This window comes from Pseudomonas sp. NY15364, assembly GCF_048068235.1.
In the GTDB taxonomy this organism is placed as follows: Bacteria; Pseudomonadota; Gammaproteobacteria; order Pseudomonadales; family Pseudomonadaceae; genus Aquipseudomonas; species Aquipseudomonas mendocina_D.
Genome location: NZ_JBLUPX010000028.1, coordinates 22,106 through 48,092, shown reverse-complemented (window position 1 = coordinate 48,092; position 25,987 = coordinate 22,106). Strand labels below are relative to the sequence as shown.

At 63.5% G+C, this 25,987-nt stretch carries 24 protein-coding genes and 1 pseudogene; 5 read left to right on the top strand and 20 right to left on the bottom strand.

The features are described 5' to 3' along the window. The 13 genes and pseudogenes from ACNFCJ_RS19455 to ACNFCJ_RS19395 all read right to left on the bottom strand — a co-directional run. Nucleotides 1–111, bottom strand: a pseudogene (locus tag ACNFCJ_RS19455) (transposase); the annotation flags it as partial. 100 nt (nt 112–211) lie between these two features. Then, on the bottom strand, nt 212–1,165 hold the full coding sequence (locus ACNFCJ_RS19450) for a PA2778 family cysteine peptidase (RefSeq protein WP_416773127.1): 954 nt from the start codon (nt 1,163–1,165) through the stop codon (nt 212–214). After that, entirely contained in the window at nt 1,150–1,557 is a 408-nt protein-coding gene (locus tag ACNFCJ_RS19445) for a PA2779 family protein (protein ID WP_143507104.1), read from the bottom strand. The genes ACNFCJ_RS19450 and ACNFCJ_RS19445 overlap by 16 nt, the downstream gene beginning before the upstream one ends. An 80-nt stretch (nt 1,558–1,637) precedes the next feature. Then, entirely contained in the window at nt 1,638–3,362 is a 1,725-nt protein-coding gene (locus ACNFCJ_RS19440; protein WP_416773125.1) for a NahK/ErcS family hybrid sensor histidine kinase/response regulator, read from the bottom strand. After that, the gene (gene ercA / locus ACNFCJ_RS19435; RefSeq protein WP_416773124.1) at nt 3,346–4,509 is read right to left on the bottom strand and encodes an alcohol dehydrogenase-like regulatory protein ErcA; all 1,164 of its coding nucleotides are present in this window, start codon (nt 4,507–4,509) and stop codon (nt 3,346–3,348) included. The genes ACNFCJ_RS19440 and ercA overlap by 17 nt, the downstream gene beginning before the upstream one ends. A gap of 77 nt (nt 4,510–4,586) precedes the next feature. Next, nucleotides 4,587–6,473, bottom strand: a complete 1,887-nt coding sequence (locus tag ACNFCJ_RS19430; protein ID WP_416773122.1) for an alpha/beta hydrolase family protein — start codon at nt 6,471–6,473, stop codon at nt 4,587–4,589. Then, nucleotides 6,461–7,615: a pyrroloquinoline quinone biosynthesis protein PqqE gene (pqqE, locus tag ACNFCJ_RS19425; protein WP_416773120.1), complete on the bottom strand. Its 1,155-nt coding sequence runs from the start codon at nt 7,613–7,615 to the stop codon at nt 6,461–6,463. Before pqqE ends, ACNFCJ_RS19430 begins: the two co-directional genes overlap by 13 nt. After that, nucleotides 7,587–7,868, bottom strand: a complete 282-nt coding sequence (gene pqqD, locus ACNFCJ_RS19420; RefSeq protein ID WP_017363275.1) for a pyrroloquinoline quinone biosynthesis peptide chaperone PqqD — start codon at nt 7,866–7,868, stop codon at nt 7,587–7,589. Before pqqD ends, pqqE begins: the two co-directional genes overlap by 29 nt. A 100-nt stretch (nt 7,869–7,968) precedes the next feature. Further along, a complete protein-coding gene (pqqC, locus tag ACNFCJ_RS19415; protein WP_416773118.1) occupies nt 7,969–8,721 on the bottom strand; it encodes a pyrroloquinoline-quinone synthase PqqC in 753 nt (250 codons plus the stop codon). A gap of 23 nt (nt 8,722–8,744) precedes the next feature. Next, nucleotides 8,745–9,659, bottom strand: a complete 915-nt coding sequence (gene pqqB / locus ACNFCJ_RS19410; protein WP_013716035.1) for a pyrroloquinoline quinone biosynthesis protein PqqB — start codon at nt 9,657–9,659, stop codon at nt 8,745–8,747. A 47-nt stretch (nt 9,660–9,706) separates the two neighbouring features. After that, nucleotides 9,707–9,778, bottom strand: coding sequence for a pyrroloquinoline quinone precursor peptide PqqA (gene pqqA / locus ACNFCJ_RS19405; protein ID WP_003243383.1), 72 nt, complete (start codon nt 9,776–9,778; stop codon nt 9,707–9,709). 327 nt (nt 9,779–10,105) lie between these two features. Beyond that, complete coding sequence (locus ACNFCJ_RS19400) at nt 10,106–11,626, bottom strand: aldehyde dehydrogenase family protein (protein ID WP_125836628.1); 1,521 nt, start codon at nt 11,624–11,626, stop codon at nt 10,106–10,108. 336 nt (nt 11,627–11,962) lie between these two features. Then, a complete protein-coding gene (locus ACNFCJ_RS19395) occupies nt 11,963–13,738 on the bottom strand; it encodes a methanol/ethanol family PQQ-dependent dehydrogenase (protein WP_143507094.1) in 1,776 nt (591 codons plus the stop codon). 248 nt (nt 13,739–13,986) lie between these two features. Here ACNFCJ_RS19395 and ACNFCJ_RS19390 point away from each other — a divergent pair, with 248 nt between their 5' ends. Beyond that, nucleotides 13,987–15,219, top strand: coding sequence for an ABC transporter substrate-binding protein (locus tag ACNFCJ_RS19390; RefSeq protein ID WP_416773115.1), 1,233 nt, complete (start codon nt 13,987–13,989; stop codon nt 15,217–15,219). A gap of 99 nt (nt 15,220–15,318) precedes the next feature. Continuing rightward, entirely contained in the window at nt 15,319–15,705 is a 387-nt protein-coding gene (locus ACNFCJ_RS19385) for a hypothetical protein (protein WP_072425559.1), read from the top strand. 161 nt (nt 15,706–15,866) lie between these two features. Here ACNFCJ_RS19385 and ACNFCJ_RS19380 read toward each other — a convergent pair whose 3' ends face one another. The 4 genes from ACNFCJ_RS19380 to pedF all read right to left on the bottom strand — a co-directional run bounded on the left by ACNFCJ_RS19380 (nt 15,867) and on the right by pedF (nt 19,126). Then, on the bottom strand, nt 15,867–16,796 hold the full coding sequence (locus tag ACNFCJ_RS19380; protein ID WP_416773114.1) for a quinoprotein relay system zinc metallohydrolase 1: 930 nt from the start codon (nt 16,794–16,796) through the stop codon (nt 15,867–15,869). Nucleotides 16,797–16,915: 119 nt separating this feature from the next. Beyond that, entirely contained in the window at nt 16,916–17,665 is a 750-nt protein-coding gene (locus ACNFCJ_RS19375; protein WP_256837236.1) for a quinoprotein dehydrogenase-associated SoxYZ-like carrier, read from the bottom strand. Nucleotides 17,666–17,686: 21 nt separating this feature from the next. After that, a complete protein-coding gene (locus tag ACNFCJ_RS19370) occupies nt 17,687–18,559 on the bottom strand; it encodes a substrate-binding periplasmic protein (protein WP_256837242.1) in 873 nt (290 codons plus the stop codon). 147 nt (nt 18,560–18,706) lie between these two features. Next, nucleotides 18,707–19,126 carry a cytochrome c-550 PedF gene (gene pedF / locus ACNFCJ_RS19365; RefSeq protein WP_143507084.1) on the bottom strand — a complete coding sequence of 140 codons (420 nt, stop codon included), beginning with the start codon at nt 19,124–19,126 and terminating at the stop codon, nt 18,707–18,709. A gap of 329 nt (nt 19,127–19,455) precedes the next feature. Here pedF and exaA point away from each other — a divergent pair, with 329 nt between their 5' ends. Continuing rightward, nucleotides 19,456–21,318 carry a quinoprotein ethanol dehydrogenase gene (gene exaA / locus ACNFCJ_RS19360; RefSeq protein WP_079783513.1) on the top strand — a complete coding sequence of 621 codons (1,863 nt, stop codon included), beginning with the start codon at nt 19,456–19,458 and terminating at the stop codon, nt 21,316–21,318. A gap of 100 nt (nt 21,319–21,418) precedes the next feature. Beyond that, nucleotides 21,419–22,078, top strand: a complete 660-nt coding sequence (locus ACNFCJ_RS19355) for a pentapeptide repeat-containing protein (RefSeq protein WP_256837237.1) — start codon at nt 21,419–21,421, stop codon at nt 22,076–22,078. A 265-nt stretch (nt 22,079–22,343) separates the two neighbouring features. Here the strand turns inward: ACNFCJ_RS19355 and ACNFCJ_RS19350 are convergent, their stop codons facing one another. Genes ACNFCJ_RS19350 through ACNFCJ_RS19340 form a run of 3 tightly spaced genes read right to left on the bottom strand, consistent with a single transcriptional unit; the run spans nt 22,344 to nt 24,707 of the window. Next, the gene (locus ACNFCJ_RS19350) at nt 22,344–22,994 is read right to left on the bottom strand and encodes a response regulator transcription factor (RefSeq protein WP_106735326.1); all 651 of its coding nucleotides are present in this window, start codon (nt 22,992–22,994) and stop codon (nt 22,344–22,346) included. Beyond that, nucleotides 22,991–24,256, bottom strand: coding sequence for a histidine kinase (locus ACNFCJ_RS19345; protein ID WP_416773111.1), 1,266 nt, complete (start codon nt 24,254–24,256; stop codon nt 22,991–22,993). The genes ACNFCJ_RS19350 and ACNFCJ_RS19345 overlap by 4 nt, the downstream gene beginning before the upstream one ends. 13 nt (nt 24,257–24,269) lie before the next feature. Beyond that, nucleotides 24,270–24,707, bottom strand: coding sequence for a copper-binding protein (locus ACNFCJ_RS19340; RefSeq protein WP_099523017.1), 438 nt, complete (start codon nt 24,705–24,707; stop codon nt 24,270–24,272). Between the two features lie 249 nt (nt 24,708–24,956). Between ACNFCJ_RS19340 and ACNFCJ_RS19335 the strand changes: the two genes are divergently transcribed. Continuing rightward, nucleotides 24,957–25,916 (top strand): tetratricopeptide repeat protein, encoded by a 960-nt coding sequence (locus ACNFCJ_RS19335; protein ID WP_416773110.1) that lies wholly within the window; start codon nt 24,957–24,959, stop codon nt 25,914–25,916. Nucleotides 25,917–25,987 lie beyond the last annotated feature (71 nt).

The following is a 25,987-nucleotide window of genomic DNA, read 5'->3' as shown; positions in this document are numbered from 1 at the left end:
ATCCGCGATGGTCTTGAAGTCCGGCGCCAGACGACCCAGCAACCACATCACCTCGATATTGCGCTGGCACTCCGCCTCCAATCGACGAGAGGAGCGAATGCGCTGGAAGTAAACGACAATGCCCCTATCGATCGATAGAGGCATTGTCTTCAGCTTGCTCTCAGACTGCTAGGTTTTCACACAGTCTGCTCGGGCGCCGTTTTCGTTTGCATCACGGACAGGCCGGCAAGGCCTGACACTGCCCACCAGAACCACCGGCTTTCGGCGGTGCGGCGAAGCGCCCATCTTCCGGCCCCAGACGCCGTGCGCAGGCCTGGGCCTGCTGCGCCTCAGCAGCACAGCCCTGCTCACCCAGTACTTGCGACAGGTTGAACCAACCCGCAGCAAAACCCGGCTCGCGCTTGAGGCTCTCACGCAACGCCTGCTCGGCGCCCTTGCGGTCGCCATCGGCGTACCGACTGTTGCTAAGGGCGAACCAGGGCAATGACTGCTCCGGCCAGGCCTCGGCGGCGCGACGATAGGCGCGCCGAGCCGGCTGAGCATTGCCGGTTTGCTCAAGGTCGTTGGCAGCCTTCATCCAGACATGCATGTCGGCCTGTGCCGGCAAGCGCTCCGGTGGCAAGGTCACTACCGCCCAGCGACCACCGCGTGCCCAGGTTCTGTCGAAGCTGTTGAAGCTGTCTTCGAGCCTGCGCGTGGTGGCCGAGCGCAAAATCAGCGTGCGCTCGCGGCGGTCGTAACCCACCACCACCGCGAAGTGCCATTGCGGATACCAGTCGAATGCCAGGTTCTGCAGCACCAGCACCGGGTTGCCGGCGGACACTTCGGCGAGCACCGCCTCCAGGCTTGGCTGCAACGGATACACCAGCATTTCGTGATTGCGTGCGGCGGCGACCATCTCCACCTGCAGGCTGCCTTCACGACTGGGGATGTAGACCTTGTCCTTGAGCGCACCAGGCGTGGTCAGCACGCCACGCTGGTTGAGCATGGTAGCCAAGGCGGCCGGGCCGCACTGATAGGCGTCCTGGGGGAAGAAGGGAACGTCGGTGAGCTCCACCCGCTCAGGCAAACGCTCGCCCACCGGTGATAACACCGGGGAGCGAGCGCAGGCTGTGAGTAGAACGATCGATGCGATACAGCAGAGGCGAATCAGCGATTTATGCATTTGACGAAATTGAAGATGTTGGTGGCGCACAGCATATCAGTGATGATGAAGATCACCAGAAACAACACGATGATGCCGACAACACCCGCACCGGCTGGTGCCTGATCCAACTGCTGGTTGAACTGCGCCAGTTCGGCCGGGGTCAGGCTGGCGATACGCGACTCGACCTGATCACGGTCGACGCCCATCGATACCAGTTTCTCCTTCACCTGCTCGTCATCGAGCATGGCCATCAACTGCTCCTGATCCACCTTGTGCTGCTGCTCGGCGATCACCTCGTGAGTGCCGACCATCGCCGCATTCGCGGCAGGAATCTGCACCACCAGCAGCAGGTGAAACAGCGCAGTAATAGCTGCCAGACGGCGCATAACGGGGTTCATGGAAGTTGTCATTGTGGTTATCTCCTGAGGGACGAGGTAGCCGATAGACAGCATCCAAATCGCTCAGGTTCACTCCACCAGTCTGCGCGCGTTCACGTTTCCATCAAAAGCTGGCTGAGCACCGCACGCAGCTTGCCTGGCTTGACCGGTTTGTTCAGCAAAGGTGCACCCAGCGCCTGCAACTCGCGACGACAGTCATCGCTGCGATCGGCGCTGATGATCAGCGCCGGAATCGGCCTGGAAAACACCTCACGTAGCTGCTGAATCACCTGACAACCGAGCACCCCGTGATCGAGGTGAAAATCCGCCAGAATCACCTCTGGTGCCCTGCCCTGCAGACGCTGCAGGGCCTCGTTAAGATCAACCGCCGTGACCACCTCGCAGCCCCACTGCCCGAGCAGCGCCTGCATACTGTGCAGGATGTCGACTTCGTTATCGATCACCAACAAGCGCCTCCCCGGCAGGGGGTTGCCGAGGATCGGCTGCGCCGCGGATTGCACCTGGTGCCGCGGAGCCTGCTGCGCCAGCGGCACGCGGATACTGAAGACCGAACCACGCCCTGGCTGCGAGCGCACCTGCACCGGGTAGCCCAGCATACGCGCGATGCGCTCGACGATGGCCAAACCCAGGCCGACCCCCTTGCGCTCGGCCGCACGCCCGACCTCAAGCTGGCTGAACTCGAGAAAGATCTTGTCCAGTTGATCGGCCGCGATGCCGCGGCCGCTATCCCACACTTGCAATTCGATGAAAGCGCCACGGCGCCGCGCACCAAGCAGCACGCCGCCACGCTCGGTGTAACGGCAGGCATTGCTGAGGAAGTTGCGCAAAATGCGCGTCAACAAGCGGAAATCGGTATGCACCGCATAACTGGCAATTCGCGCGCGCAGGCGCAAACCACTGGCCGACGCCACGCTGTCGAACTCGGACGCGAGCGGAGCGAGCAACTCTTCAAGGCGATAGACATCGAGATCCGGCTTGATCGCCGCCTGATCCAGCTTGGAAATATCCAGCAGATCCGCCAGCAGATCCTCGGCGCCTTCCAGGGCCAGGTGGCTGCGCTCCACCAGGTTCTGCTCGGCACTCGGCAGTTCGCGCTCACGTAGCGTGGAGATCAACAAGCGCGCCGCGTTAAGTGGCTGCAGCAAGTCATGACTGGCCGCGGCCAGGTACTTGTCCTTGCTGCGGTTGGCCGCTTCGGCTGCGTCGCGCGCCTCGCGCAGGGCCAGCTCGATGCGTTCGCGCTCCTCGATCTGCCGCTGCAGATTGCGGTTGGATTCGAGCAACTCGAAGGTGCGCGCAGCGACGCGACGCTCCAGTTCGTCATTGAGTTGTTGCAGGCGCTGCTGCGCCTGCTTGCGCTCGGTGATATCAGCGACGAAGCCTTCGAAGATGCCCTCGCCTTCAGGCTTGAGCAGCAGGTTCATCAGCACGTCGATGGTGCTGCCATCGCGCCTGCGCAGGCGCGTCTCGTAGCCGAGCAGAGTCTGGCCCTGGCTCAGTCGCTGGCGAATCACTTCCAGCTCGTCGAAGCCGCCAACGAACAGGTGCCGAGCCAGATCGCCCGGCGACCACAGCACCTGCTGCGGGTCGTCATAACCGAGCATGCGCGCCATCGCAGGATTGGCCGCCAGTACGCCGTCCTGCAGGCTGGCCTGGATGATGCCGTGTACGGCGTGTTCGAACAGCCATTTATAGCGGTTGCGCTCAACTTCCAGCTCTTCCAGGCGCGCCAGCAGCTCAGGGTAATGACTTTTGCGCGCCGACTGGCTGCCGAGCCCCAGCAGCCCGGCAAGCGCTTCGTCAGAGCGCCTCGCCATACACCACCTCGACGTCACGCTGGGTCGATTCACGCGGATTGGTGAGGATGCACGGATCGTCCATGGCGTGGCTGGACAGGAACGGAATGTCCGAGGTTCTGACGCCGTGCAGGCCAAGCGTCTCGCGGAAGCCCATGGCGTGCTTGAAGGCGATCAGATGCTCGACCAGGCGCTGGCGAATCTGCGCATGGTTGAGCCCACGGCAGTCGATGCCGAGGGTTTCGGCGATGACCTTGAAACGCTCCGGCGCCGCACTGTAGTTGAATGCCACCACATGCTCGACCAGCACCGCATTGCACAGGCCGTGCGGCAGGTCGAGGAAACCACCCAGGCTGTGGCTCATGGCATGCACCGCGCCAAGGATCGCGTTGGAGAACGCCAGACCAGCCTGCATGCTGCCGAGCATGATCTTCTCGCGCAGGGCGATATCGCCCGGGTTGGCGATCATCTGCACCAGGTTGCCGTTGATCAGACGCATGGCCTCCAGCGCGTGCGGATCGGTCAGCGGGCCGTGGCCAGTGGAAACGAACGCTTCGATGGCGTGCACCATGGCGTCGATGCCGGTACAGGCGCTGAGGAACGGGTCCATGCTCAGGGTGGTTTCCGGATCAATCAGCGACACGTCCGGCACCACTGCCTTGCTGACTATGGAGAACTTCATCCGCTCCTGCTGGTTGGAGATGATCACGAACTGCGACACGTCGGCCGAGGTGCCGGCAGTGGTCGGGATCAGGATCAGCGGCGGGCTGGGCACGCGAATGGTGTCCACGCCTTCGAATTCGAGAATGCTGCGACCGTGGGCGACGACGATACCGATGCCCTTGGCGCAGTCCATCGGGCTGCCGCCACCGACCGCGACGATGACGTTGCAACCTTCGCTGCGATACAGCTCGGCGCCCTCCATCACCTCTTCCACACGCGGGTTGGGCGATACCTTGGTGTACAGGCAGTAGGCGATGCCCTGGGCCTGCAGACTCGCCTCGACATCGCCAGCCCAGCCCGCGGCGACCACACCGGGATCGGAGACGACCAGCACCTTGCGTGCACCGAAGGTCTTGGCGTAATTGCCGACGTTATGCCGGGAGCCGGCGCCAAAGATGATCTCGGGGGAAACGAACTTTCGCAGCTGATTCAATTCGTGGCTCATACAACGGCCTGAAACTTATTGTTATGGAATGGCGATCAGCCTACTGCATTGCCGGGTTAATGCAATGCGACCTGCGATCAGCTCAGCCGCTGATAAAAGGTATGCTCAGCGCGCAGAGCCTCGGCCAGGTTGGTGGCCTGACGGAAACCGTGGCGTTCTTCTGCGAACAGGTGATATTCAACCGGTAACCCGCGCTGACGCAACGCCTCGGCCATGGCCTCGGTCTGGCTCGGCACCACCACCGCATCCAGTGCGCCCTGGAAGAAAATCACTGGTGCCTTGATCCGTTCGGCCTGCAACAAGGGTGTGCGATCCCGGTAGCGCTCGGCATCCTGCTCGGGGTCGCCGATCAGCCAGTCGAGATAATCCGCCTCGAACTTGTGGGTCAGCCGACGTAGCGCCAACGGGTCGCTGACGCCATAGAGGCTGGCGCCGCCACGCAGTTGCGGCAACTCGACCAGTGCACGTAGCGCGCTGAAGCCGCCCGCGCTGCCACCGCGTACGAATACGCGCTGCGGATCGATACGGCCATTACTGGCGAGCGAGTCGATGGCAGCGCGAGTATCTTCCACTTCCAGCTCGCCCCACTGCCCTGCCAGACGCAGACGATAGGCACGCCCATAACCACTGCTGCCGCGATAGTTGAGATCGAGCACGGCGTAGCCACGTAGCGTCCAGAAAGCGATACGCGGATCGAACACCGGGTAGCAGGCCGAGGTCGGGCCGCCGTGCAGGAAGATCACCAGCGGTGGGCGCTCCCCGGTTGATGCAGGCGAGTAGAAAAAACCATGGCTGCGTTCGCCCTCACCGACCCCACAGCTGAATGGCTGGGGTCGTGATAGCTGTGCTTCGGACAGCGGCTGCTCGCCACCGGCGAGTATGCGCAGTGCACCATCGCTTCGGCGAATAGCAAGCACAGCCGGCAGACGATCCGGGGCACCAGCGATGCAGTAGAAGTGCTCGGCATCGGCGGCCAGGGAGCGAAAGCGGGTGAAATCCTCGGCCAACCGTCTTTCTAGGGAGGCTGCCCTGTGCGCACCGATTGTTTTGCCTTCGAGAGCGCTGGTGCGCACGGCGCACCCTACCAGCGCGCCGACACCCTGCTCGAAACGGGTCAGCAGAAACTCATCGTTTTCCAGCGGCAGATAGGTTCGACCGCCCAGTTGCCAGGGCGCCGGCGCGTGATCATAAGGCGCGGCGTGCAGTGTTGTGTCGCCATCGACGCACCAGGGTTGCCACCATCCTGCCTTGTCGCTCAACACCCACAACCGGCCCCGGGCATCGAACCGCGGCTGCTGCAGGGCCTGATCGCTGCCCTGCCCGGCCAGCACCCGAGTGCGCTCGCCGGACTCACGCTGGCACAGGCGCGTGGCGATCCAGGGCTGATGTGGTCGATCCCATTCGATCCAGGCAAGACGCTGGCCAGTTGGGTCAGCCACCGGCGCCGCATAGAAATCGGCACCCTCGACCAGTACCTCACGCTTGCCGTTCAGACCGATGCGCACCAGGCGATGCACCACCGTGCCGACTTCATGGCTTTCCTCCACAGCCAGCAACGCCTGCCAGGCGGGCACGAAGGACAGGTCGCCATAACGGCAGTGGGAATGACTGGTGATCAGGTAGGGTGCGCCGTGCGCACCGCCGTCCAAGCCGATATCGATGCGATAGACCTGCTGATCACGCTCATTGACGAACGCCACGCCCTGCTCCGTGGCGCAGCAAGCGCCACCGCCGTACTCGTAGACGCGGCTTCGCACGGAAAACCCTGGTGGCGTGAGCTCACGCACGACACCATCGCGATAGAAAAACAGCCCGCAACGCGCCAACTGTGGGTCGAATGCCACCCACAACACGCCACCGTGGGTAGCGTGCAGTTCGGCGAAGTCGGCACTGGCGGCTGCAGCCTGCTCGGCGCTCCAGATCGCGTCAGGATCGGTGCGCACGGCGCACCCTACGCTTTGCATATGATTCGTGAGGTCTTCTCGTTGCGGTACTGCAGTTCACCCAGCCCAAGCGGCGCCTCATCGGCCTGCTGACGTGCAGCGAGAATCACGCCATGGTGCGCCGACTTGCTGCATACCGGGTCGGCGTTACTGGCATCGCCGGTGAGCATGAAGGCCTGGCAGCGACAGCCGCCGAAATCCTTGTCCTTCTCGTCGCACGAACGACACGGCTCGGGCATCCAGTCGTCACCGCGGAAGCGGTTGAAACCGAAGGAATGCCGCCAGATATGTTCGAGACTGTGCTCGCGCACGTTGGGAAACTGCACCGGCAACTGCCGCGCGCTGTGGCAAGGCAGCGCCGTGCCGTCAGGGGTGATGTCGAGGAACAGGTTGCCCCAACCGTTCATACAGGCCTTGGGGCGCTCCTCGTAGTAGTCCGGGGTGACGAAGATCAGCTTGCACGGGTGGTTCTCGGCCGCCAGCTTGTCGCGCCACTGATTGGTGATGCGTTCGGCGCGCTCCAGTTGCGCGCGGGTCGGAAGCAGCCCGGCTCGGTTCAGCTCGGCCCAACCGTAGAACTGGCAGGTGGCGAGCTCGACGAAATCCGCCTCCAGCTCCAGGCACAGTTCGATGATGCGCTCGATATTGTCGATGTTGTGCCGGTGGGTGACGAAGTTGAGCACCATCGGGTAGCCATGCGCCTTGACCGCGCGGGCCATCGCCAGTTTCTGCGCGAAGGCCTTCTTCGAGCCCGCCAGCAGGTTGTTCACTTCCTCATCGGCAGCCTGGAAGCTGATCTGAATATGATCGAGCCCGGCATCGGCGAACTCGGCGATACGTGCTTCGGTCAGGCCGATGCCGGAGGTGATCAGGTTGGTGTAATAGCCCAGGCCGCGCGCCGCTGCGATCAGCTCGGCCAGATCCTGACGCACCAGCGGCTCGCCGCCGGAAAAGCCCAACTGCGCCGCACCCAGCTCGCGTGCCTGGCGGAACACCTCGATCCATTCGGCGGTGCTGAGCTCGGCACCCTGCTGAGAGAAATCCAGCGGATTGGAGCAGTACGGACACTGCAGCGGGCAGCGGTAGGTCAGCTCGGCCAGCAGCCACAGCGGTGGCCCTGGTTCATGACCTGCCTTAGCGAAGCTCGATCCAGAACTGAGCATGGGCCACCTCCATGAAGGCAAGAATGTCTTCGTCGATACCGGGCACATCGGGGAAGCGCTGGTGCAGGTTGCCGATGATCTCGGCCACCGAGCGCTTGCCGTCGACCTGCTGGAGAATCTCGCTGGCGCTGTCGTTGAGCTTGATCATGCCTTCCGGATAGAGCAGCACATGGCAACCCTGCGCCGGTTCGAACTGCAGGCGGAAGCCGCGGCGGATGGCAGGTACGCTGGGTGGGAGGATGACAGCAGTCATTGTTCGGGCTCCTGACTGGTGCGCGCGGCGCACTCTACAAAGGGCGCGTCGAACGGAAATGCGGCAGTAGGGTGCGCCGTGCGCACCGCTTGCTCGATACTCATAAGGCGATACCCCGATGCCAAGCGCGCTCGGCGGTCACGGTGTGATACGGCGGACGCTGCAGTTCATAGGCCATGCTCATGGCATCGAGCATGCTCCACAGCACATCCAGCTTGAACTGCAGGATATTCAGCATGCGCTCCTGCGCCTCACGGGTGCGGTAGTGCTCGAGGGTGATGCGCAGGCCATGCTCAACGTCGCGGCGCGCCTCTTTCAGCCGCTTGCGGAAGTAGTCGTAGCCGGTGGCGTCGATCCACGGGTAGTGCTGCGGCCAGGCATCCAGGCGCGACTGGTGGATCTGCGGGGCGAACAGCTCGGTCAGCGAACTGCTGGCCGCTTCCTGCCAGCTCGCACGGCGAGCAAAGTTGACGTAAGCATCAACAGCAAAGCGCACGCCGGGCAGCACCAGTTCCTGCGACAGCACCTGCTGGCGGTCGAGGCCGACCGACTCGGCCAGACGCAACCAGGCCTCGATACCGCCCTCCTCGCCAGGTGCGCCATCGTGGTCGAGAATGCGCTGAATCCACTCGCGGCGGGTTTCGCGATCCGGGCAATTGGCGAGGATCGCCGCATCTTTCAGTGGAATGTTGACCTGGTAGTAGAAACGATTGGCCACCCAGCCCTGGATCTGCTCGCGAGTGGCGCGCCCTTCGTACATGGCGCGGTGGAACGGGTGATGGATGTGATACAGCGCGCCCTTGGCGCGCAGCGCCTGCTCGAATTCGGCAGGTGTCATGGCAGCTTGGCTCATCAGTACTCCCCGGTGCGCACAGACTACAAAACGATGCTCATGCCATCGAACGCGACCTCGATGCCGTGGGCGTCCAGTTCGGTGCGCTCGGGCGAGTCCAGGTCGAGAATCGGGTTGGTGTTGTTGATATGGATCAGGATCTTGCGCGCGGACGGCAGGCCGTCGAGCACCTCGATCATGCCGCCAGGACCGCTCTGGCACAGGTGGCCCATCTCGCTGCCGAGCTTGTCGCCCACCTCGCACACGCGCATCTCATCGTCGCGCCACAGCGTGCCATCGACCAGCAGGCAGTCCGCGCGGCGCATCCAACTCAGCAACTGCTCGTCCACCTGGCCCAGGCCTGGCGCGTAGAACAGGCTGCGGCCGCTGCGACGGTCCTCGATGAACAGGCCGATGTTGTCGCCCGGATGCGGATTGCCACGGTGCGGCGAATATGGCGGCGCACTACTGCGCAGGGCGATGGCGGTAATGCTCAGCGCCGGACAGGCAGGAATGCTGAAGGGTTTAGCGTCCAGCTCGATCAACCGGTGCTGCAGACCACCGTTCCAGTGGCTGAGCATGTTGAACAGCGGAAAACCTGTGGTCAGATCCTGATGCACCATCTCGGTACACCAGACCTCATGCGGGCAGCCCTCGCGCAGGGTCAACAAGCCCGTGCAGTGATCGATCTGGCTATCGAGCAGGACGATGCCGGCAATCGCCGTGTCGCGCAGCTTGCGCGCCGGCTGCAGCGCAGGAAAAGCTTCAATCTGCGCACGGATGTCAGGCGAGGCATTGCACAGAATCCACTGCTCGCCATCGTCGGAGATGGCGATGGACGATTGCGTGCGCGGCTGCGCCCGCAGGGTGCCGGCCCGCACGCCACGGCAGTTGCGGCAGTTGCAGTTCCACTGGGGAAAGCCGCCGCCAGCGGCGGAACCGAGAATCTGGATATGCATGGAAGTCACCAGCGGGGATGCCCCGGACGAACCGGGGCCAGGAGCGATCAGCGGTTGGCGAAATACATGGTCACTTCGAAGCCAATGCGCAGATCGGTGTAGGCGGGTTTAGTCCACATGGTGCGGTCCTCTTTTTATGAAGCCGGGGCATTCCGGCAACCCCATTAAGCCCCCGCCAGGCAAGAGGCCAAATGGTACTTTGGGATGAATCGGTACTGGCATTGGTAGGTGACGCTATCAGTAGGCGTGCCTCGCGCCTGGAAGGTTCCAGTCATAGCCCGAGCTGAAACATGCGCCAATAAAAAACGCGGCCGAAGCCGCGTCGCGATAAGGATCTGCTGCCGTTCAGGCCCATGGCTGCCTGCAGATCCACCCGGGTAGGGTTGTTCGCCTGGCAAGAGGCGGCGCACCGGAGCTAGCGTGCCGCCGTTGGGATGCATCACAACTCAGAAGAAACCCAGAGGATTGATGTCATAGCTCACCAGCAGGTTCTTGGTCTGCTGGTAGTGGTCGAGCATCATCTTGTGGTTTTCACGGCCGACACCGGACTTCTTGTAGCCACCGAAGGCGGCGTGCGCCGGGTACAGGTGGTAGCAGTTGGTCCACACACGGCCGGCCTTGATCCCACGACCCATGCGGTACGCGGTGTTGATGTCGCGGCTCCACACACCGGCGCCCAGACCGAACTCGGTGTCGTTGGCAATCGCCAGGGCTTCGGCTTCGTCCTTAAAGGTGGTCACGCCGATCACCGGGCCGAAGATCTCTTCCTGGAACACGCGCATCTTGTTGTGACCCTTGAGCAGGGTCGGCTGGATGTAATAGCCGCTGGCCAGGTCGCCTTCGAGCCGCTCGACAGCACCGCCGGTGAGCACCTGTGCGCCTTCCTGCTGAGCGATTTCGAGGTAGCTGAGGATCTTGTCGTACTGCTGCTGCGAGGCCTGTGCGCCAACCATGGTGTCGGTGTCCAGCGGGTTGCCGCGCTTGATCTGTTTGATCTTCTTCATCACCTCGACCATGAAGGCGTCGTAGATGGACTCCTGCACCAGCGCGCGCGACGGGCAGGTGCACACCTCGCCCTGGTTGAAGAAGCCCAGCACCAGGCCTTCGGCGGCCTTCTCGATGAAGGCCGGCTCGGCGTTCATGATGTCGGCGAAGAAGATGTTCGGCGATTTGCCGCCCAGCTCGACAGTGCTCGGGATGATGTTCTCGGCAGCGCACTTCATGATGTGCGAGCCCACCGGGGTGGATCCGGTGAAGGCGATCTTGGCAATGCGCGTGCTGGTGGCCAGCGCCTCACCGGCCTCACGGCCGAAGCCCTGAACGATGTTGAGCACGCCCGGCGGCAGCAGATCACCGATCAGCTCAATCAGCACGGTGATGGAGAACGGCGTCTGCTCGGCCGGCTTGAGCACGATGGCGTTGCCTGCAGCCAGCGCCGGAGCCAGCTTCCACGCGGCCATCAGCAGCGGGAAGTTCCACGGGATGATCTGCCCGACTACGCCCAGCGGCTCGTGGAAGTGATAGGCCACGGTGCCGTCGTTGATCTCGGCGGTGCTGCCTTCCTGAGCGCGGATGCAGCCGGCGAAGTAACGGAAATGGTCGGCGGCCAGCGGTACGTCGGCGTTCAGCGTCTCACGCACCGGCTTGCCGTTGTCCCAGGTTTCGGCCACGGCGAGCAGTTCGAGGTTGGCTTCGATGCGGTCGGCGATTTTCAGCAGGATGTGCGAACGCTCCTGCACGCTGGTGCGGCCCCAGGCGTCGGCAGCGGCGTGAGCAGCATCGAGAGCCTTGTCGATGTCGGCAGCGTTGGAGCGGGGGAATTCGCCGATTACCGAGCCATCGACCGGGCTGGTGTTGCTGAAGTACTGGCCGCTGAGCGGGGCGACGAACTCACCGCCGATGTAGTTGCCATAGCGCGGCTTGAGGGTGACGAGGGCGCCTGCAGTACCCGGTTTGGCGTAAATCATGATGCTGACCTCTCTTGTTGTCGGAGCCCGCTGCCAGTCTGGGAAGCGAGTCATGGTTCGATCTTAGGAAGCCCCTGAAAACCTCGGTATGCGCCCATGGCACAGATAGCCTAGTCATTTGGTAGTAGAGCGGTCTGGCACGGGCCTTTGGTAGCGAGGTACGAGGCGATGGAAGCTAAAGGCTAGACCCGTTGGCCTGGTCTTGCGTTCCAAACCAGGAAAATTAGCCCGTGGCATTTCGCAGCGGCTCGGCGCTGGCAGCCAGAAGCCAGAAGCCAGAAGCCAGAAACGACGATGGCCGGACAGAGTCCGGCCATCGTCTGAGACCTCATGCGATCAGTGCTTGGCCACCAGCTCCTTCGGCAGCTTGAAGGTCCACAGCATGCCGCCCTGGTTCAGGTGCTTGACGCGCTTGGCCACCTCGCCGCCCCACAGCGGTACCGCACCGCCCCAGCCGGACAAGACGGAGACATACTGCTCGCCGTCCATTTCCCAGGTTACCGGCGAGCCGATCACGCCCGAGCCGGTCTGGAATTCCCAGACTTTCTCACCGGTCTTGGCATTGAACGCCTGCAGGTAGCCTTCCGGGTTGCCGGTGAACACCAGGTTGCCCTTGGTGGTCAGCACCCCGCCCCACAGCGGCGCGTAGTTCTTATGGCGCCACACTTCCTTGCCAGTTTTCGGGTCGATGGCGCGCAACACGCCGATGTAGTCCTCGTTGAGCGGCTTGATGGTAAAGCCGGCACCCAGGTAGGCCGCGCCCTTCTTGTAGGCGATGTCCTCGTTCCAGATGTCCATGCCCCACTCGTTGGACGGCACGTAGAACAGGCCGGTGTCCTGGCTGTAGGCCATGGGCATCCAGTTCTTCGCGCCGAGGAAGGCCGGAGCGGAGAACACGCTCGTGCCCTTCTCCTTCGCGCTCGGCGAACCCGGACGGTTGCTGTCGTCGTAGATCGGCCGGCCATTCTTGTCCAGACCCTTGGCCCAGGTGATCTTGTCGACGAAGGGGAAGCCACGGATGAACTTGCCGTTGGTGCGGTCGAGCACGTAGAAGAAGCCGTTACGGTCGGCGGTCGCAGCTGCCTTGATGGTTTTACCGCCTTCCTGGTAGTCGAAGGAGATCAGCTCGTTGACGCCGTCGAAGTCCCAGCCGTCGTGCGGCGTGGTCTGGAAGTGCCATTTGATGCTGCCGTCGTCCGGGTTCAGTGCCAGGCGCGAGGAGGAATAGAGGTTGTCGCCAGGACGCAGGTGCGAGTTCCACGGTGCCGGGTTGCCGGTACCGAAGAACAGCAGATTGGTGTCGGCATCGTAGTAGCCGCCGAGCCAGGGCGCGGCGCCGCCGGTCTTCCACAGGTCGCCCGGCCAGGTCTTGCCGGCCTCGCCACCACTGATGCCATTCTCGACGGCCTTGCCGTCCTTGTAGACGTAACCCATGTGACCTTCGACGGTCGGGCGACTCCAGAGCAGCTCACCGTTCTTCGGATCGTAGGCTTCGATCTTGCCGACCACGCCGAACTCACCACCGGAGACGCCAGTGATCAGCTTGCCGTTAACCACCAGCGGCGCCGCGGTGATGGAGTAACCCGCCTTGTGATCGGCGACGTTCTTGCGCCACACCACCTTGCCGGTGTCCTTGTTCAGCGCCACCAGCTTGGCGTCGAGGGTGCCGAAGATCACCAGATCGTCATACAGGGCGACACCCCGGTTGATCACGTCGCAGCAGGGACGGATATCGTCCGGCAGGCGCGCTTCGTACTGCCACAGCTCACGCCCGGTGCGTGCATCGACGGCGAACACCCGCGAATAGGAGGCGGTAACGTACATCACACCGTCCTTGATCAGCGGCTGCGCCTGCTGACCACGCTGCTTCTCACCACCGAAGGACATGGTCCAGACGGGGCGCAGTTCCTTGACGTTCTGCTCGTTGAGGATGTTCAGCGGGCTGTAGCGCTGGCCTTGCAGACCGAGGCCATTGGTGACGATCTCGTCGGTGGTGGTGGCGTCCTTGAGAATCTCGGCGTCGGTGACCGCCAGCGCGGCGGCGGACGGCAACAGCATGGCGGCACAGAGTGCGGTGAGGAGGAAAGGCTGGCGAAGACCGGCGTGTTTCATTGCGGCTACCTCTGCGGGTTCATTGTTATTGCCGGGAAATTTTCCCGGTCTGCCGCAAATTCTTGGCTCACCCGGGTCCCCCAACAATTGCACCCCCAGCCGATTTTCCTCGTTCCTTGGTAGCAATACCTGCCGTACCCGCCCCCGGACAGATCGCCGCAAGTAGCAACCAGGCGCCACCAAAATCCCATGGTGCAGGGATGACGCGGCCCGTAGAAAGGCACCTCCCAACCATAAGGAGAATGCCCATGGGACGCGTACTGCTCGCACTACTACTGGCCACGTTGCTTGGCCAGGCGCAGGCCGAAAGCCTGAAGATTGGCCTCAACTATCCGCGAACCGGCAACTACAAGGATGAAGGCCTGGAGCTGCGCCGCGGCGCCCTGCTCGCCGTCGAGGCGATCAACCAGCAAGGGAGCCTGCTCGGCCAGTCGCTGGAACTGCTCAGCGAGAACACCGACTCCAACGCTGCCCAGGCCACACGCAACGTCGACCACTTCGCCAGCCAGGGTGCACGTATGGTCTTCGGCAGCGCCACCAGCGAAGAGGCCATCGCCGCCGGGCAACGGGCCCGCGAGTTGGGTCTGCTGTATTTCGCTACCCTTGGTTACGCCAACGAAGTCACCGGCCAGGCCGGCCAGCGCTACCTGTTTCGCGAATCCGGCAGCGCCTGGATGAGTGCGCGGGTGCTCGGCGAGTACCTGTCCTGGCATCTGCCGCGCCAGCGTTATCACTACATCGTCATCGACGATGCCTGGGGTCGCAGCATCGAGCAGACCCTGCGCCTGGCCACCGGCAGCGCTGACCGTGCCCGTCATGGCCGCAGCGCCCTGCCCCCCGGCCCGTTGCGCCGCGAGCAATACCGCGCCGCCATGGACAAGGCTGCGGCGAGCGGTGCCGACGTGCTGGTCCTGGCGCTACTCGGCGACAACCTGCAACGCAGCATGCGCATGGCTCACAACATGGGCCTGAAGCAGCGCATGCAGATCATCGTGCCGAACCTGACCAAGAGCCTGGTCCAGCAGGTTGGCCCGCAGGTGATGGAAGACGTGATAGGTACCGAAACCTGGACCTGGGACACCCCGAAACTGGAAAACAGCGAGGCCGGCCAACGCTTCGTCGAACGCTATCTGCGCGAGCATCAGGAGTATCCGGGCGGTACCGCGGCCTCTGCCTACACCGTCGTCCAGCAATGGGCCGATGCCGTCAGGCGTAGCGCCAGCACCGACGCCGAAACCCTGATCGCCGCACTCGAAGGCCACCGCTACCAGCTGCTCAAGGACGAGCAGCAATGGCGCGATTTCGACCATCAGAATCTGCAGAGCATCTACGCCGTGCGCGTGCGCAAGCGTGAACAGATCATGCGTGACACCCTCAAGCAACATTACTTCGAGATCATCCACCGCATGAGCGGCGAACAGGCCGCGCCCAGCCATGACGAATGGATCCAGGAGCGCGGCGAAGTGCTCAGCCTGCAGTGAGCTTCGTCACCAAGCAGGCTTTACAGGCTCCACGATGATTGCGGCGGCCCCGGCTTTGCCCGACACTTGGCCGCCCGCACATTCTGATCGGAGACGCCCGTGCCCCACCCTCGCCAGGAAATTCTCAACCATCCCGATGCACTGGACTGCACTGTCTATCGCCCGGACGAGCAGGACCCGGATGCCGAAGAGCAGGATCTGGGCGACGGCAAGGTGCTGATCACCGGTGCCTTCGAGCCGCCGCAGGATTGGGATGCGCACCAGCGCGAGGACTACTACGGCGAAGAAGACCCCACCCACTTCGTCAGCGCCCATATCGAGTGCCTGGCCAAGCCGGCGACTCGGGACTTCTTCATGCCCGAGAGCGGTGACTATGTGGCCGTGCAGTCGAGCCTGGGCGAAGTGGTTATGTATTACGTCTACGACCACGAAGAGACCGAGCACGGCCGTCATTACGTGCTGATTCGTGACGACGAAGAGCTCTAGGTTGTAGGGGTGGATTCAGGAGCGAAGCGAACAATCCACCAATCTTCGGAGCCTCACAGATCCAACGGCGTACTGCTTCGCGAGTACGCCCTACTCGAATACCCAGCCGTTATGAGATTGGTTGCAGGGTGCGCCGTGCGCACCGATGACACCCCACGCTTCTAATCCTGACGATCAACCCGCCCCATGGCGTTGCGCTCATAGCGCGGGTAGAGGTGGCTAACACTGCGGATCAGCTCATAGCGCGACAGGTTGACCTGAGCGAAGCGCTCGGGGATCGGCGTACGAATCAGTTCGTTCATCTCCGCGCCCTGCTCTGCCCCCTGACGCAGCAAGCCATCGAGCCAGCCCAGGTAATCACGCATCTGCACGAACGGCGCCGCATCAAGGGTCACCGGGCCATGGCCGGGCACGATCTGCTTCCATGGCATTGCTTCGAGCCGGTCCAGATCGGCCAGCCACACGTCCAGCCCCGGGCTGTTCGGCGTGGTCAGCGCACGCTGATAGAACAGGATATCGCCGGCGAACAGCACGCCCGTGCGCTCATCCAGAATCGCCAGGTCGGCGCCGGTATGCCCCTGTAGCTCCAGCAGTTGCAGGCGCCTGCCGCCAATTTCCAGCGTGCCTTCCTGCACCTCCTCGGTGGGCAACACCACTTCGGTACCGCGCATCCAGTCGCCGACCAGGCGGTACATGTTCTCCGCCATGGCGTCGCCCTGTTCGGCCAGCAACCGGGTGGTCTCGGGCAATGCCGCGATGGACACCCCGGCGAAAGCCTGGTTGCCCAGCACATGATCGGGGTGATGGTGAGTCAGCAACACGCGCAGCACCGGTTTGCCGGTGGTTTTCTCGACACTCTGGCGCAGCGCCTCGCCATAACGCCGCGACGGGCCGGTGTCGATCACCACCACGCCGTCTGCGGTTTCGATGAAACCGATGTTGACGATATTGCCGCCGTTTTCCGCCGCGAAATTATCGGTACTGCCCTCCAGCAACCAGACACCCTCAGCGATCTGTCGGGGTTGCAGGTGGTAATCGAGTGCTTGGGCAAGCCCGGTACCGAGAGCCAGCAAAAACAGTATCCAGCGCATGCTTTTCTCCTCGAAATCCGCTTGAGCCGCGAGCTTCGCCCCGAGGCGGGGCTCCTACACACAGGGCGAGCGCCGCTGCCTACTGTGGGAGCCGCGCCCCGCGGCGAATAGAACCGCCGTCAGAACGCGGCCTGGAATTCGTTGCCGTTGTTGTCGCGCAGCCAGACTTCGGCCTGCCGGTCGTCGCGCAGGTCGAAGGTCAGCGTCGGGTTCTCGCTGACTGCAGGGAACAACTCGATACGCCCCAACACCTGGCCATCGGCATCGCGCAACTCGGCCTGCTCGATGTAGAACTCGGGGATGCCGCCGACCAGGCCGTTGTCCATCGGGTGCGACACCTGCAGGCGCAGGCGGCTGTCCTCGCCACGCACGAAGCGCTTGCCCAGTACCTGGCCCAGACGCTCCTCCCAGCCGGCCTCGGCGCGCACCACGCTGGGCGCGGTACAGCCGCCGCCTGCCGCCTCGACCCGGGCCGAGCCGATATGCCAGACGCCATCGTCGGTCAGCACCGCCGCGCGAATCGGCGTGGCCTGCTCGACCCGAATGCGAATGGCCAGGCTCGGCTCCAGATGCTCGCCGGGGGCGAAATCGAGAATACGCGGGATAGGGTTGAGCTCGGCCCAGGCCAGAATGCGCTTGACCTTGCCGCGGTAGGCGCTGGCGTCGATCTGGATCGGCACCTGGCGCGCATCCTCGGCGAACGGCGGTACCTCGAGACGAACCTTGTCGTCGAAGACGAAGGCCTCACCGTTGAGCAGGCGCTGGTGATAGTAGTCCCACATCACCGAGGTGACCGGATCGGGCGCGGCGGCCCTTGCTTCCCAGGCCCAGGCAAACAGGGCCAGCAATATCAGGCTACGCCAATCCATCGCCCACCTCCGGCTCGACTCTTATTGGTATTGTTCTGGCTTCTCGTAGCGCAGCCCGTAGCGCGCGTACAGGCGCTCGAGTGAGCCGTCGAGGATCATGTTTTCCAGCTGTTCTTCCAGGGCATAGGCCAATTGCCGATTGGTTTCGTGCACCGCCATGCCGATTTCCCAGATCTGCCGGCCCATGTCCGGGTAGGCGTTCTCGGCCAGCGCCAGTTGTGGGTCATCGGCCTCGTGCACCAGCCAGTCCACCTCACCCCGCAGCGCCATCACCGCATCCACTTCACCACCCTGCATGGCCGCAAAGGCCAGCTTCGGCGTTGGGTAATGGCGGGTTTCCTGGCTGAGCATGCCGCCCTGCACCGAACTCAGGTAGAACGAGGGCACACTCTCGACTTCGACGCCGACCGGGTGCTGGCGCAACGCGACGATGCTCGGCACTTCGGGCAGACGACGGCGATCGAACGCCAGTTGCCAGCGCTCACGCTGATAGGGGCCGAACATCACCACGAGTTCGTTGACCAGCTCGCCCAGCTCGTTGCGCATCTGCGCGTAGTCGCGGTCGTATGGCACACGCAACATCACATCGGCCAGTTGGCCCTGCGCTGTCACCCGGCCACGCCAGATGTAGTCACGCAGGTCGTCGTCAAGCTTTTCGCCAGGCGGCGCCCACATCACTTCCAGCTTGAGCCCAAGCCCCTCAGCCAGCGCCTTGGCCAGCTCGTAGTCGACACCACGTGGCTGACCGTCCTGCTCGTAACTGTAGGGCGGGAAGTTCTGGTACAGCGCCACGCGCAGGGTGCCCGACTCGGTGATGCGGTCGAAGTCGCGCACCTGCGCCTGGGCAATGCCCAGGCCTAGCAGCAGGCCAAACAGGAGGATCAGCCGGCGCATAACGCGAGCGCTTATGAAGAAATCGTCGCGAGCGATGGCAGGTCGCGCTTCGCTGGAGCGCAGCAAGCGGAATGTATTGAAATACATGAGCATTGCGAGCACCGCCGAAACGCGAGATGCCGAGCGCAGCAGATTTATCATCAAGCGCTACTCCTCGACGTGCACGCTCTCCAGGTAGCTACGCACTGCCCACAATGCTTCCTGGCTAAGGAAGTCGGCCATCTTCGGCATGTACACACGCCCATCGCGCACCGCGCCGTTGATTACCCGCTCCTTGAACCATTCATCGCCGCTGGCGCCCAGCTCCAGCAGGCGCAGGTCGGGGGCGATACCGCCGGATTTGGCTTCGAGGCCGTGGCAGGCAGCGCAGTTCTGGTTGTAGGCCGAGGAGCCAATCTCGATGGCGCGCGGATTGTCGCGATAGGGGTTCTCGTCCAGCCATTCCTCACCCAGCGGTTCCAGGCCATCAGTGTTCACCGCCTGCGGGACCACATCACCGTGCGCCCAAAGGTTGGTCGATGCGGCGAGCAACAGCAGCGCCAGGGTGGATTGGATCTTCTTGTTCATGGCCAGGACCTCATCTAATGCACGCAAGACAGCCCATACAGAGCTCGTGGCGACCATCTTAGAAAGGCCGTGCAACGCGCCGAATGCTGCTTTGGTGGTCGCGTTCTAGTCCCTTGGTAGTAGGGCTTGTGAGGGGGTGTTGGCGATGCCTTGGCAGCAAGGCCAAGTCATGGGCCGACCGGGAAATCCTCCCGGCAAAGGCGGGAGTTTTTCCGTAGGCGCGAAGGTGGCCGGGTACCACCATCGGCTTGCCTCTGCTGGACATCCCCGGAACCCAGTTTTCGCGGTGTCACTGCAGCGACCTACCACCTCCAATGGGAAGCACAACGATGACAACAAGAAACCTACCCAGCACCCCGCGCCCTCTGGCGCTTGCCCTGATGTTGGCCGGCGGCCTGGCGCTGAGCCAGGGCGCGTTTGCCAAGCCGGTCACCTGGGAAGACATCGCCAACGACCACACCACCACCACCAACGTGCTGCAGTACGGCATGGGCACCAACGCCCAGCGCTGGAGCCCGCTGGCTCAGGTGAACGCCGAAAACGTGTTCAAGCTGACCCCGGCCTGGAGCTATTCCTTCGGTGACGAGAAGCAGCGCGGCCAGGAGTCCCAGGCCATCATCCACGACGGCGTGGTCTACGTGACCGGCTCCTACTCGCGCGTCTTCGCTCTCGATGCGAAAACCGGTAAACGCCTGTGGACCTACAGCCACCGCCTGCCCGATGACATCCGCCCGTGCTGCGACGTGGTCAACCGCGGCGCCGCCATCTATGGCGACAAGATCTACTTCGGCACCCTCGACGCCCGCGTCGTGGCGCTGAACAAGGACACCGGCAAGGTGGTCTGGAACAAGAAGTTCGGCGATCACTCCGCCGGCTACACCATGACCGGCGCGCCGACCATCGTCAAAGACGGCAAGACCGGCAAAGTATTGGTGATCCACGGCAGCTCCGGTGACGAGTTCGGCGTGGTCGGCAAGCTGTTTGCCCGCGACCCGGATACCGGTGAAGAAGTCTGGATGCGCCCCTTCGTCGAAGGCCATATGGGTCGTCTGAACGGCAAGGACAGCACCCCGACCGGCGACGTCAAAGCGCCGAGCTGGCCGGATGATCCCAACCACCCGACCGGCAAGAAGGAAGCCTGGAGCCAGGGCGGCGGTGCGCCGTGGCAGAGCGCCAGTTTCGATGCCGAAACCAACACCATCATCATCGGCGCCGGCAACCCGGCCCCGTGGAACGGCTGGGCACGCACCAGCGACGGCGGCAACCCCAAGGACTACGACAGCCTGTACACCTCCGGCCAGGTCGGCGTCGACCCCACCACCGGCGAAGTGAAGTGGTTCTACCAGCACACCCCGAACGATGCCTGGGACTTCTCCGGCAACAACGAGCTGGTGCTGTTCGACTACAAGGACAAGGACGGCAAGGTCACCAAGGCCACCGCCCACGCCGACCGCAACGGCTTCTTCTACGTGGTCGACCGCGCCAACGGCAAGCTGAAGAACGCCTTCCCCTTCGTCGACAAGATCACCTGGGCCAGCCATATCGATCTTGAAACCGGTCGCCCGGTCGAAAACGAAGGCCAGCGCCCGCCGAAGCCCAAGCCCGGCGAAAGCAAGGGTGAAGTGGTCGAGGTCTCCCCGCCGTTCCTCGGCGGGAAAAACTGGAACCCGATGGCCTACAGCCAGGACACCGGCCTGTTCTACGTCCCGGCCAACCACTGGAAAGAGGACTACTGGGCCGAGGAAGCGCATTACAAGAAGGGCTCTGCCTACCTTGGCATGGGCTTCCGTATCAAGCGCCTGTTCGACGACCACGTCGGCATCCTGCGCGCGATGAACCCGACTACCGGCAAGGTCGCATGGGAGCACAAGGAGCGCCTGCCGCTGTGGGCCGGCGTGCTCGCCACCAAGGGCAACCTGGTGTTTACCGGCACCGGCGACGGCTACTTCAAGGCCTTCGATGCCAAGAACGGCAAGGAGCTGTGGAAGTTCCAGGTCGGTACCGGGATCATCTCCCCGCCCGTCACCTGGGAGCAGGACGGTGAGCAGTACATCGGCGTGACCGCCGGTTACGGCGGCGCCGTGCCGCTGTGGGGCGGCGACATGGCCGACCTGACCAAACCGGTCGCCCAGGGCGGTTCCTTCTGGGTGTTCAAGCTGCCGAGCTGGGACAAGGCCAGCGCCCAACGCTAAAGGCTGAACGCATGGCGCACCTGAGTGCGCCATGCACGCTACCTGTGGGAGGGGCTTTAGCCGCGACTGCCTCACCCATCATCCCATTCGAGGACTCGCCATGAACTACCTGCCCCTGCTTATCCCGGTCCTGCTACTGGTACTCGGCAGCCACGCCATCGGCGCCGAAACCCAGAACGACGGCGTGCCGCAGATCAACGGCTGCCGCATCGAACCCGACAGCAAATGCCCCAACGCCAACCTGCGCGGCGCCGACCTGCGCAACCTCGACATGCGCCGCATGGACCTGTCCGGTGCCGACCTTTCCGGCGCCGACCTGCGCCACGTCAACCTCGACCTGGCCAACCTGGAGAAAGCCAAGCTGCGCGGCGCCAACCTCACCCGCGCCAGCCTGCAACAGAGCAACCTGCGCCTGGCTGACGTGTCCGGCGCAAGCCTGGTGGCCATCAGTGGCTGGGCCCTGTTCGCCCAGGCTGCGCAATTCGAAGGCGCCGACATGCGCGCCGCCAACCTGGAGTTCGCCCGCCTCTCCGGCGCCAAACTGCACAACGTCCAGCTGCAGGCGGCCAACCTGGAAATGACCTGGCTGAGCAAGGCCGACCTCAAGGGTGCACATCTGGAAGATGCCAACCTGCAGGAAGTGAAACTCAGCGGCTCCAACCTGGAGAACGCCAACCTCACCGGCGCGCGCACCCGCTTCGGCAACTTCCAGGACGCCAACATGCCCGGCTGCGTGCAATGTCCCAAGGGCTGGGACTGAGCCTAATCCCGCAAGGCCCTGATTCTTAGGGTGGGCCGGGCGGCGCTCCGCTTCAGCCCACCGACAGGCAGTGCAGCTAACGCCAATCCGCGTTCTGGCGGGTTGCACCCGCCCTACGTTGTTCCCCCCCCCTGTAGGAGCGGCTGGGCGGCATTCCGCTTTAGCCGCGATACTCAAGAGCGCTTCGCGGCTAAAGCCGCTCCTACGGTCTGCGGCCGAACGCTGATTTGCGTAGGAGCGGCTTCAGCCGCGAACCCACCCTGAATCAAGCACTCTCCAACCCCACCCTTACCACCCCACTATCAATCGCCAAATGCACCAGCTCCGCCTGCGAGCTGATCTGCAATTTGTTCTTTACCAAAGTCTGATAATTGGACAGGGTCTTGGCGCTGATGCACAGCTTCTCGGCGATCTGCCGAGGTGGCAGGCCGCGGGCGAGCATGACGAAGATTTCGAACTCGCGCTGGGTCAGCTCGCGCAGGCGCGGGTCTAGGCCGTCGCTGCTGGCGGGGTTGCAGGCCAGTTGGGTGGCCAGTTGCTGCTCGATATAGGCGTGGCCGGCAGCGGTGCGTTTGACCGCCTCCACCAGCACTTCCGGTGAAGAGTTCTTGGTCAGGTAGCCGATGGCGCCGGCGTCCAGCGCCTGGCGTACCAGAGGCAGTTCGTCGTGCATGCTGAAGAACAGCACGCGCAGTTGCGGCAGGCGCTGACGAAGGCGGCGGGTGGTTTCCAGGCCGCTGATGCCGGGCAGGCCGATGTCCATAATCACCAGGTTGGGAATCTCTTCCTGTACCCGCTGCAGGGCCTGCTCGCCATCGCAGGCTTCGCGCAGTTGCACGTCTGGCAACAGCGCACGCAGCAGGCTGGCGTAGCCCTGGCGCACCACGGCGTGATCGTCCACCAGTAGAACCTTCATCGCGTTGCCTCCAGAGGAATGTTCAGACACAACGCCCAGCCGGCTTGCGGGCGACTGTGCAAGCGCAACTCGCCACCGAGGCTGCGGCTGCGTTCGCGCATCGAGCGCAGGCCGATGCCGGGGCGTAGCGGCAGCGCGGTGCCCTGGCCGTTGTCGCGCACCAACAGGCGCAGGCCCTGGCCACGGCGTTGCAGGCGAATGCGCACTTCGCTGGCGTCGGCATGGCGGGCGACATTGGTCAGCGCCTCCTGCACCAGGCGATAGAGATGGGCCTTGCTCGCCAGCGGCAGGCTCGGCAGGTGCTCGCCCAGTTGCAGACGGCAGCGAATGCCTTGCGCCTGCTGCCAGTCGGCTGCCAGTTGCTGCAGCGCCGGGCCCAGCTCCAGGCGCTCCAGCACCACCGGGTAGAGGTCGCGAATCAGGCTGCGAAAGCCCTGCTGCAGGCGCTCGCAGTTGTCGTCGAGCAGGCGCGCGGTGTCCTGCACCTGCTGCGGCCGGTCGGCAATCACCTTGAGCAGGCAGGCCTGGGCACGGATGCCACTCAGGTACTGGCCGAGGTCGTCATGTAGGGTCTGACCGAGGCGCGTGCGCTCGCGCTCCTGCAGTTCCAGCAGCGCCTGGGTCAGCTCGGCGTTGTCCGCCTGCACCTGCTGCAGGGTGATGGCCATGTCGTTGAAGTGCGCCGCCAGGTGCTTGGCCTCGGCCAGGCCGTGGTCGTGCAAACGGGTATCGAAGTGACCGGCGCCGACTTCGCGCAGGCCGGCAAGCAGCTCGTCCAGCACGCGCCTGGCACGGCGCACGGCAAAGCGGATGGTGAGCAGGCTGAGGACCAGGGCGAAGGCGCTGAGCAGCAGCAGTTGCAGCAGCGAGTCGTAGATTTCCTCGATCTCGTCATAGGGGTCGAGAGCGATACGCAACTCGCGGCCATCTTCCAGCGGCCAGGCATCGGCCACCAGTGAAGCCGAGCCCAGCAGGCGCTCGGCGATCCAGTGCTCGATGAGGCTTTCGGTCTGCTGCTCGGGCTCTTCGCCCGGTCGCAGCCAGCTCACGCGGATATGCCGCAGGTTCTCGGTCAGCTCCGGGCGCAGGCTGCCGGGGTTGCTGCGCGCCACTTCGCCGAGGTATTCAACCACCGCCTCGGCGGCCTGTAGCTCGCGCTGCACATCGTGGCTGGCCTGGCGCAACAGCAGCACCAGCCCGGCCAGGGTCACCAGCCCGAACAGCAGGCTGACGCCGAGGTTGATACGGCCCAGAGCAGTCATCTACTTGGCCGCGCTACTTGACGACGAAGTAACCGAGCATGCCCTTGCCTTCCAGGCCTTTGGCGTAGAAGCGGTATTTGCCCGGTTTGACCGGCAGGAAGAAGATCTCCGCCTCGCCAGCCTCTTCGAACTCCAGTTCGGTGAGGGTGACCGCCTTGATCTCCACACCACCCGCCTCGACCTTGCGCAGGTAGATGGAAGTGGCGAACTCCGGCGCCTGGAAGGCGTATTCCTTCTGCCCGCTGGCAATGATCTTGAGCTGGTAGGCCTGGCCGGTTTCCAGCTGGTATTCGGTCTGCGACATGAAGTAGTCGCTGTCGTCGTTACCCAGCACCAGGTCAGGCAATGCCACCGGGCGGCGGGTCATATCACCGGCGGCGTGCAATTGATCGACACCGAGCAGGCTGATGATCAGCAACAGCGGCAGTAGCAGAGCCTTGAAAATACGCATGGCGTTCACCTGTTCTTGTTATTGGACGTTGCCTGCCATGCTAGGAAGTAACGCCTTGCGCCGGGTTACTACCTTGGTACTGACGCGCTGGTACTTTGGGCATATTTCCCGGCAGCTGCGGGCTGACAGCCCAGCACGACCGCCCTACCCGCCACCATTGGTGCATCCATTCGCCACCATCGAGTTAGATACCCCACGCACTGGGCTTGCTAGCCTCCATTGCATACGTCTAACCACTGGAGTATCACCATGCGTCAACTTGCCGGCCTGTTGCTGGGCGCTCTGTTGAGTACGCCGCTGAGCGCCAGCGACGACGAACAGACGCGCATTGCTCGCGAGATGATCCAGGTGCTGGACGCTTACGCGGTGTACAAAATGGGCGACTTCGACGAGGCCTTCGAGCGCTATCGCCGGCTCGCCGAAGCCGGCAACCGCCAGGGCATGCTCAACCTGGGCAACATGCACGCAGCAGGTCTCGGTACCAGGACCGATCTGGGACAGGCGTTGAGCTGGTACCAACGCGCAGCTGATGCGGGCGACGCTATCGGCATGTATGAAGTGGCCCGCGCCCACGACATCGGACTCGGTACGCCAGCCAACCCCGACGAGGCGCTACGCTGGTATCAGCGTGCCGCCGAGCAGGACAACGCCGACGCCCAGTGGGCGCTGGGCGAGCGCCTTTACCAGCAGGGCCAGCACGCCAATGGCCTGAGCTGGATTCGCGCTGCGGCCAGGCAAGGCGAACATGCGCAGGCCCAGCAGTTTCTTGCCACGCTGGACGGTGATGGCGTTGCCGCCATCCAACCCAATAACGAACAACGCCAAGCGGTACTGGCCGCACTCAGCCTGATCGACCAGGCGGCGCAGCGCCGTGACGTCGACGCACTGGTGGCGTTGATCCGCGATGAGGCCCAAATACAGGTGCGCCTGCCGCAGTCACGTAGCTGGCAAGCATTGAGCAAGGCGCAGCTGCGTACATTGTGGCAACAAACATTCGCCCAGACAGATCGCTATCACTACCAACGTAACGAACCAGAACTGCTGAGTACTGATGATGGGATCCTGGCCTTCTCGCTGATTCGCGAAACGCTGGCACGCGGCGAACGTACGCAGCAGCTGGAAATCCACGAGAGCGCCCGACTGCAGCTCCTTGAGGGCAGGGCAAGCATCTACGGTCTGCGCCTGGATATCCGCCAGCGGGGCGAGTGAGCACGACACACCGCCACCCTGAAGAGCTACTACCTTCGTACGTGTCCGGCGCTACCTTGGGCATATTTCCC

Coding starts and splice junctions, on each gene's coding strand:
- ACNFCJ_RS19375 (WP_256837236.1), bottom strand. CDS start 17,665: ATGGATTGGCGTAGCCTGATATTGCTGGCCCTGTTTGCCTGGGCCTGG.
- ACNFCJ_RS19380 (WP_416773114.1), bottom strand. CDS start 16,796: ATGCGCTGGATACTGTTTTTGCTGGCTCTCGGTACCGGGCTTGCCCAA.
- ACNFCJ_RS19340 (WP_099523017.1), bottom strand. CDS start 24,707: ATGCGTATTTTCAAGGCTCTGCTACTGCCGCTGTTGCTGATCATCAGC.
- ACNFCJ_RS19335 (WP_416773110.1), top strand. CDS start 24,957: ATGCGTCAACTTGCCGGCCTGTTGCTGGGCGCTCTGTTGAGTACGCCG.
- pedF (WP_143507084.1), bottom strand. CDS start 19,126: ATGAACAAGAAGATCCAATCCACCCTGGCGCTGCTGTTGCTCGCCGCA.
- exaA (WP_079783513.1), top strand. CDS start 19,456: ATGACAACAAGAAACCTACCCAGCACCCCGCGCCCTCTGGCGCTTGCC.
- ACNFCJ_RS19430 (WP_416773122.1), bottom strand. CDS start 6,473: ATGCAAAGCGTAGGGTGCGCCGTGCGCACCGATCCTGACGCGATCTGG.
- ACNFCJ_RS19350 (WP_106735326.1), bottom strand. CDS start 22,994: ATGAAGGTTCTACTGGTGGACGATCACGCCGTGGTGCGCCAGGGCTAC.
- pqqD (WP_017363275.1), bottom strand. CDS start 7,868: ATGACTGCTGTCATCCTCCCACCCAGCGTACCTGCCATCCGCCGCGGC.
- pqqE (WP_416773120.1), bottom strand. CDS start 7,615: ATGCTCAGTTCTGGATCGAGCTTCGCTAAGGCAGGTCATGAACCAGGG.
- ACNFCJ_RS19390 (WP_416773115.1), top strand. CDS start 13,987: ATGGGACGCGTACTGCTCGCACTACTACTGGCCACGTTGCTTGGCCAG.
- ACNFCJ_RS19445 (WP_143507104.1), bottom strand. CDS start 1,557: ATGACAACTTCCATGAACCCCGTTATGCGCCGTCTGGCAGCTATTACT.
- pqqB (WP_013716035.1), bottom strand. CDS start 9,659: ATGCATATCCAGATTCTCGGTTCCGCCGCTGGCGGCGGCTTTCCCCAG.
- ACNFCJ_RS19400 (WP_125836628.1), bottom strand. CDS start 11,626: ATGATTTACGCCAAACCGGGTACTGCAGGCGCCCTCGTCACCCTCAAG.
- ACNFCJ_RS19440 (WP_416773125.1), bottom strand. CDS start 3,362: ATGGCGAGGCGCTCTGACGAAGCGCTTGCCGGGCTGCTGGGGCTCGGC.
- ACNFCJ_RS19345 (WP_416773111.1), bottom strand. CDS start 24,256: ATGACTGCTCTGGGCCGTATCAACCTCGGCGTCAGCCTGCTGTTCGGG.
- ACNFCJ_RS19450 (WP_416773127.1), bottom strand. CDS start 1,165: ATGCATAAATCGCTGATTCGCCTCTGCTGTATCGCATCGATCGTTCTA.
- ACNFCJ_RS19355 (WP_256837237.1), top strand. CDS start 21,419: ATGAACTACCTGCCCCTGCTTATCCCGGTCCTGCTACTGGTACTCGGC.
- pqqC (WP_416773118.1), bottom strand. CDS start 8,721: ATGAGCCAAGCTGCCATGACACCTGCCGAATTCGAGCAGGCGCTGCGC.
- ercA (WP_416773124.1), bottom strand. CDS start 4,509: ATGAGCCACGAATTGAATCAGCTGCGAAAGTTCGTTTCCCCCGAGATC.
- ACNFCJ_RS19370 (WP_256837242.1), bottom strand. CDS start 18,559: ATGCGCCGGCTGATCCTCCTGTTTGGCCTGCTGCTAGGCCTGGGCATT.
- ACNFCJ_RS19395 (WP_143507094.1), bottom strand. CDS start 13,738: ATGAAACACGCCGGTCTTCGCCAGCCTTTCCTCCTCACCGCACTCTGT.